General features: G+C 61.7%; 4 protein-coding genes. 1 reads left to right on the top strand and 3 read right to left on the bottom strand.

What is annotated here, in order from left to right; translation table 11 throughout:
* The first annotated feature begins 170 nt into the window (after nt 1-170).
* Nucleotides 171-692: a Dps family protein gene (locus WB528_RS16100; RefSeq protein WP_423889402.1), complete on the top strand. Its 522-nt coding sequence runs from the start codon at nt 171-173 to the stop codon at nt 690-692.
* 203 nt (nt 693-895) lie between these two features.
* Here the strand turns inward: WB528_RS16100 and WB528_RS16095 are convergent, their stop codons facing one another.
* From WB528_RS16095 to WB528_RS16085, 3 genes are all read right to left on the bottom strand, one after another.
* Entirely contained in the window at nt 896-1,420 is a 525-nt protein-coding gene (locus WB528_RS16095) for a hypothetical protein (RefSeq protein WP_423889401.1), read from the bottom strand.
* Nucleotides 1,421-1,500: 80 nt separating this feature from the next.
* Nucleotides 1,501-2,010 carry a PaaI family thioesterase gene (locus WB528_RS16090; protein ID WP_423889400.1) on the bottom strand — a complete coding sequence of 170 codons (510 nt, stop codon included), beginning with the start codon at nt 2,008-2,010 and terminating at the stop codon, nt 1,501-1,503.
* Nucleotides 2,011-2,293: 283 nt separating this feature from the next.
* On the bottom strand, nt 2,294-2,391 hold a 98-nt coding region (locus WB528_RS16085), incomplete at its 5' end, for a glutamine amidotransferase-related protein (RefSeq protein ID WP_423889403.1).

Here is a 2,391-nt window from a genome sequence, read left to right as displayed (position 1 = left end):
TTCCTTCGAAAGAATTCGCGGCGGCGCTGAAACGAACGTCAGAGTTGCGACACTAGTGTCCGAAAATGCTGAGGTTCCGGCTGCGGAACCCCCTCGCCTGAGAGGCGTTAAATGGTCCGGTGACTGATGTCCATCGCCGTCCCGCCCGGTTCCTAACAGGAAGGTCCATCGTGAGCAAAGCCAGCAAAACCTCCCCCGACCTCGATACCCCGAGCGACCTGCCACAGGCCGCCGCCGAGAAGATCTCGGCCGCCCTCAACGTGCTATTGGCTGACGCCTTTGCGCTTTACCTGAAAACCAAGAATTTCCACTGGCATGTCAGCGGGCGGCATTTCCACGACTACCATCTGATGCTCGACGAGCAGTCAGACGCGATCTTCGCCACCACCGATCAGTTGGCGGAACGGGTGCGAAAAATCGGTGGCATCACGGTGCGCTCGATCGGACAGGTCTCGAAGTTGCAGACCATCAAGGACAACAACGAAAGCTTTGTGCCGCCACGCGAAATGCTGCGCGAGCTGATGGAAGACAACAAGCACGTCGCCGCCGCCATGCGAAAGGCGCACAAGCTGTGCGACGATCACGAGGATTCCGGCACCGCCGGCCTGCTCGAGACCTTCATCGACGAGACCGAGCGGCGGACCTGGTTCCTGTTCGAGGCTTCCCGCAAGGAAGGCAGCAACGCGGAATAGCTCGCCTTGCGGGAGAGGGTGGTTTCGAAACGAAGTGAGAAACCGACCGAGGGTCTCGCTTGGTCCTTGGCCTGAATCCCTCACCGGCTCGAATTTCGCTGAGCCTGTCATCGGGCGCGCATTCGCGGGACCCGTTGGCTCATCCTCGCCACCCGCGTCCGCAAGGGGAGAGGGTGCTTCAGCGCGATCAACGAGCGGCGCCGCTACCCTTGCCCCCACAATTTCACCAGAGCTCCATCCTTCCCCGATAGCGGATCGGTCTTGGGCAGTTTCACTTCAGGAATCGTCTGGAGGGCATGGGCGTGATTTTCCGGCGTCGGCCGCGTCACCTGCATCTTTGCGCCCGGCGGATAGGCGCCGACCACTGAAAAATCCGTCGTCGACTTGAGGCATTGATGGCCGGTGCCAGCGGGGAGGATCGCGACATCGCCCGCGCTCAACTCGAATTCCCTGCCGCTATCGCCGCCGAACCTCACCCGGGCATGGCCGCGGGCAATGCCAAGGGCTTCGTGGACCGTCGCGTGATAATGCAAATAGTCGTAAATGCCGTTGCGCCACGTATCGCCCCAGCCGTTGGCGCCGAGCAGGTCTTCGATGGTTTTCTCAGGTGCGTTGCCGAGATCGACCGCGCCCTTGTAGATCAGCAGCGGCAGGGGGCTGTTGGGAACGAGGCCGTCGTCGGAAAAGACGAAGGCCGCTGGCTTAAGGTTCAAGCTGACGGCTGGCAAAACGGGGCTCCGTGGCTACGGGCAGGATTAACCCGTGCGGCTGCGCCACGTTCCCGTCAAGTTTGCCTTGGTCGTGTCGGTCACATTCCCTTGGCGTCGGGCCCCGGAATTTCGAAGACAAGGCAAGTCGTCGTGGCATGCGCCAGCAAGCGACCTTTGGAATCGGTGATACGGGCCTCCGCCGTGGCGGCGCGGCGGCCAGCATTGAGCACGCGGCCCTCGGTCCGAACCGCGCCGGTATCCTGGGTCATGCCGCGGATGAAGCTGACCTTGAATTCGAGCGTGGTGTAACCCGAACCCGCCGGCAGCGTCGAGTGCACGGCAAGGCCCATCGCCGAATCCAGCAACGTTGCGGCGTAACCGCCATGCACCGAACCGATCGGGTTGTAGTGGCGAAATCCGGGGATGCTGGAAAAAGCCACGACGCCGGGCTCGACGGAATAATCGAACGGCTCGATGTTCTGCATGATCGGCGGCGCCGGGAATTTGTCCTCGAACATGGCGCGGAGGAAATCGATCCCCGTCATCGAGGCCATCACCTCGGTCGGCGTCACGCCATATTCGACCTTGCGGGTTGGATTGTCGGTCATGTGGGGCTCCGATGGATAATGCGATGATATCCGTCATACTAAATCGCTTGTGAAGACACCAGCCGCTGGGCTCATCGTAGCCAAAGAGGTGGTCTCATCCCTCCCCCTTGCGGGGTCCGAGGCGAGCGAAACTCGCTCTCGATGTTGGCGTACCCGGATCGGTGTTGACGCCGTCCGGGCAGAGGCTCCGCGCCGGGGTGGGGGTGTCACCCATGTTGAAAGACGCAAAGACTGTTGTGTACACAATCCCACGTTTCGCGGGGGAGGGATAAGCGCGTCGCTCCTACGCCCGCTTCTTCTCGCGCATCAGATCGGCGAAGCGCTGGAACAGATAATGCGAGTCGCGCGGACCGGGCGAAGCTTCAGGGTGATACTGCACGG

It is taken from the genome of Bradyrhizobium sp., from assembly GCF_049586575.1.
Taxonomy (GTDB): domain Bacteria; phylum Pseudomonadota; class Alphaproteobacteria; order Rhizobiales; family Xanthobacteraceae; genus Bradyrhizobium.
Note: the sequence above shows the minus strand (reverse complement) of the source record. Positions and strands in the feature narration are given on the sequence as shown.

Coding starts and splice junctions, on each gene's coding strand:
- WB528_RS16090 (WP_423889400.1), bottom strand. CDS start 2,010: ATGACCGACAATCCAACCCGCAAGGTCGAATATGGCGTGACGCCGACC.